Raw genomic sequence first — 3,367 nt, forward strand, 5'->3', positions numbered from 1 at the left:
ACCGACGGCTCCCGCGTATCGCGGGGCCGTCGGGCCTGGTCATCTTCGGCGTCACGGGCGATTTGTCCCGTAAAAAGCTGATGCCCGCGGTGTACGACCTGGCCAACCGCGGACTGCTGCCGCCGGGCTTCTCGCTCGTCGGCTTCGCCCGGCGCGACTGGGAGAACGAGGACTTCGCGCAGGTCGTCCACGACGCCGTCAAGGAACACGCGCGCACCCCCTTCCGCGAGGAGGTGTGGCAGCAGCTCGCCGAGGGCTTCCGGTTCGTGCCGGGCGTCTTCGACGACGACGAGGCGTTCAAGACCCTCAAGGCCACCATCGACGAGCTCGACAAGGCCCGCGGTACCGGCGGCAACTTCGCCTTCTACCTCTCCGTACCGCCGAAGTTCTTCCCGAACGTCGTCGAACAGCTCAAGAAGCACGGGCTGTCCGAGGGACCGGGCGACTCCTGGCGGCGCGCGGTGATCGAGAAGCCGTTCGGCCACGACCTCAAGAGCGCGCAAGAGCTCAACCAGATCGTGCACGACGTCTTCCCGCCCAACGAGGTCTTCCGGATCGACCACTACCTGGGCAAGGAGACGGTCCAGAACATCCTGGCGCTGCGGTTCGCCAACACGATGTTCGAGCCGATCTGGAACCGGTCCTACGTCGACCACGTGCAGATCACCATGGCCGAGGACATCGGCATCGGCGGCCGGGCCGGCTACTACGACGGCATCGGCGCGGCCCGCGACGTCATCCAGAACCACCTGCTCCAGCTCCTCGCGCTCACCGCGATGGAGGAGCCCGGCTCCTTCCACCCGAAGGCCCTGGTGGCGGAGAAGCTCAAGGTGCTGGGCGCGGTCGAACTGCCCAAGGACCTCGGCGCGCACACCGTACGCGGCCAGTACGCGCACGCCTGGCAGGGCGGCGAGGAGGTGCCCGGCTACCTCGAAGAGGAAGGCATCGACCCCAAGTCGATCACCGACACCTTCGCGGCCATCAAGCTGGAGATCAACAACCGCCGCTGGGCGGGCGTCCCCTTCTACCTGCGCACCGGCAAGCGCCTGGGACGCCGCGTCACGGAGATCGCCGTGGTCTTCAAGCGCGCCCCGTATCTGCCCTTCGAGGCCGGGTCCACCGAGGAACTGGGGCAGAACGCCCTGGTCATCCGGGTGCAGCCGGACGAGGGCGTCACCGTGCGCTTCGGCTCCAAGGTGCCCGGCACCTCCATGGAGGTCCGCGACGTCACCATGGACTTCGCGTACGGCGAGTCCTTCACCGAGTCCAGCCCGGAGGCGTACGAGCGGCTCATCCTCGATGTGCTGCTCGGCGACGCCAACCTCTTCCCCCGGCACCAGGAGGTCGAGCTCTCCTGGAACATCCTCGACCCGATCGAGGAGTACTGGGACAAGCACGGCAAGCCCGCGCAGTACGCGTCGGGCACCTGGGGGCCGGCGGAGGCGGACGAGATGCTCGCACGAGACGGCAGGAGCTGGCGCCGGCCATGAGAATCGATCTGACGGACACCACCTCGTCCCGTATCAACGCGGGGCTCATCGAGGCCCGGCACTCCATCGGCACGCCCGCCGTGGGGATGGTGCTCACCCTCGTCATCGTCACCGACGAGGGCAGCGCCTACGACGCGCTCAAGGCCGCCGGCGACGCGTCGCGGGAGCACCCCTCCCGCATCGTGGCCGTCATCAAGCGGCCCGGCCGCTCCCCGCGCGACCGCAAGATGGCCCGGCTGGACGCCGAGATCCGGGTCGGCTCCGACTCCGGCACCGGCGAGACCGTCGTGCTGCGCATGCACGGCGAGCTGGCCAACCACGCCGAGTCGGTCGTCCTCCCGCTGCTGCTGCCGGACGCCCCCGTGGTCGTCTGGTGGCCCGAGGACGCGCCGGACAACCCGTCCGCGGACCCGCTCGGCAAGCTGGCCCAGCGCCGGATCACCGACGCGGCCGCCGCGGAGGACCCGGTGACCGCGCTCGGGGTGCGCGCCGAGGCGTACGCGCCGGGCGACACCGACCTCGCCTGGACCCGCATCACGCCGTGGCGCAGCATGCTGGCCGCGGCCCTGGACCAGAAGCACTCCAAGATCAGCTCTGCGGTCGTGGAGGGCGAGGCGTACAACCCGAGCAGCGAACTGCTCGCACTGTGGCTCGCCGACCGACTGAAGGTGCCGGTCGAGCGGAAGGTCTCGGAGGGCCCCGGCCTCACCGCGGTGCGCCTCACCACGGCGGACGGCGTCATCTGCCTCGACCGGGCGGACGGCGCGCTGGCGGAGCTGGCCATGCCCGGCCAGCCGGACCGGCACGTGGCGCTCAAGCGGCGGGAGACCGCCGACCTGATCGCCGAGGAGCTGCGCCGGCTGGACCCGGACGACATCTACCGGGCGACGGTGACGCTGGGCGTCAAGCAGCTGACGAGCGCGGACAAGCCGGCGGAGACCTCGCCGGCCTCCGCCGGGGACACCGACGAGACGCCGAAGAAGGACACTCCTGCCGCGGCGAAGAAGAGCGCTCCGGCCAAGAGCGACTCGGCCAAGAGCAGTTCGTCGAAGAAGGCGACGTCCAAGTGAGCACGCCGCAGATCGTCGTGCACCGGGACAAGGAGCTGATGGCGCAGGCCGCGGCGGCCCGGCTGATCACGAAGATCGTGGACGCGCAGGCCGCCAGGGGCTCCGCCTCGGTCGTGCTGACCGGCGGGCGCAACGGCAACGGGCTGCTCGCGGCCCTCGCCGCGGCGCCCGCCCGGGACGCCGTGGACTTCTCGCGGCTCGACCTGTGGTGGGGTGATGAAAGGTTCCTGCCGGACGGGGACCCGGAACGCAACGTCACCCAGGCGCGCGAAGCCCTGCTGAACGCGGTGGACCTCGATCCGGCCCGCGTGCACGAGATGCCGGCGTCCCACGGCGCGTACGGCAACGACCCGGACGCGGCCGCCGAGGCCTACGCGGCCGAACTGGCCGCGGCCGCCGGCCCCGAGGACCACGGACCGGTGCCGTCCTTCGACGTGCTGCTCCTGGGCGTCGGCCCGGATACGCACGTGGCGTCGCTCTTCCCCGAGCAGCCGGGCGTACGGGAGAACGACCGCATGGTCGTCGGCGTACGCGGCGCCCCCAAGCCCCCGCCCAACCGCGTCTCCCTGACGCTCCCGGCCATCCGCTCCGCGCGGGAGGTCTGGCTGCTGGCGGCGGGCGAGGACAAGGCCCAAGCGGTGACGATCGCCCTCTCGGGCGCGGGCGAGGTCCAGGCCCCGGCCGCCGGCGCCTACGGCCGCACCCGCACCCTCTGGCTCCTCGACCGAGCCGCGGCCGCGGGGCTTCCCCGCTCCCTGTACCCGCCGGCTTCGGCGTAGTAGAGGGCGGGCCGCCCTGGGAGTCCTC

Annotated in this window: 3 protein-coding genes; all 3 read left to right on the forward strand. The window is 71.5% G+C overall.

What is annotated here, in order from left to right; translation table 11 throughout:
* Window positions 1–1,490 (forward strand): glucose-6-phosphate dehydrogenase (zwf, locus tag ACFU99_RS38215; protein ID WP_384401673.1); only part of this gene is annotated, 1,490 nt, incomplete at its 5' end.
* A complete protein-coding gene (gene opcA, locus ACFU99_RS38220; protein ID WP_384401676.1) occupies window positions 1,487–2,560 on the forward strand; it encodes a glucose-6-phosphate dehydrogenase assembly protein OpcA in 1,074 nt (357 codons plus the stop codon). The genes zwf and opcA, both read left to right, overlap by 4 nt.
* A complete protein-coding gene (gene pgl / locus ACFU99_RS38225; RefSeq protein ID WP_384401679.1) occupies window positions 2,557–3,339 on the forward strand; it encodes a 6-phosphogluconolactonase in 783 nt (260 codons plus the stop codon). Before opcA ends, pgl begins: the two co-directional genes overlap by 4 nt.
* Window positions 3,340–3,367: the final 28 nt, after the last annotated feature.

It is taken from the genome of Streptomyces sp. NPDC057654 (assembly GCF_042800135.1).
Lineage (GTDB): Bacteria > Actinomycetota > Actinomycetes > Streptomycetales > Streptomycetaceae > Streptomyces.

Excerpts from the sequence above, each read along its gene's own strand:
- opcA (WP_384401676.1), top strand. The coding sequence starts at position 1,487 with ATGAGAATCGATCTGACGGACACCACCTCGTCCCGTATCAACGCGGGG.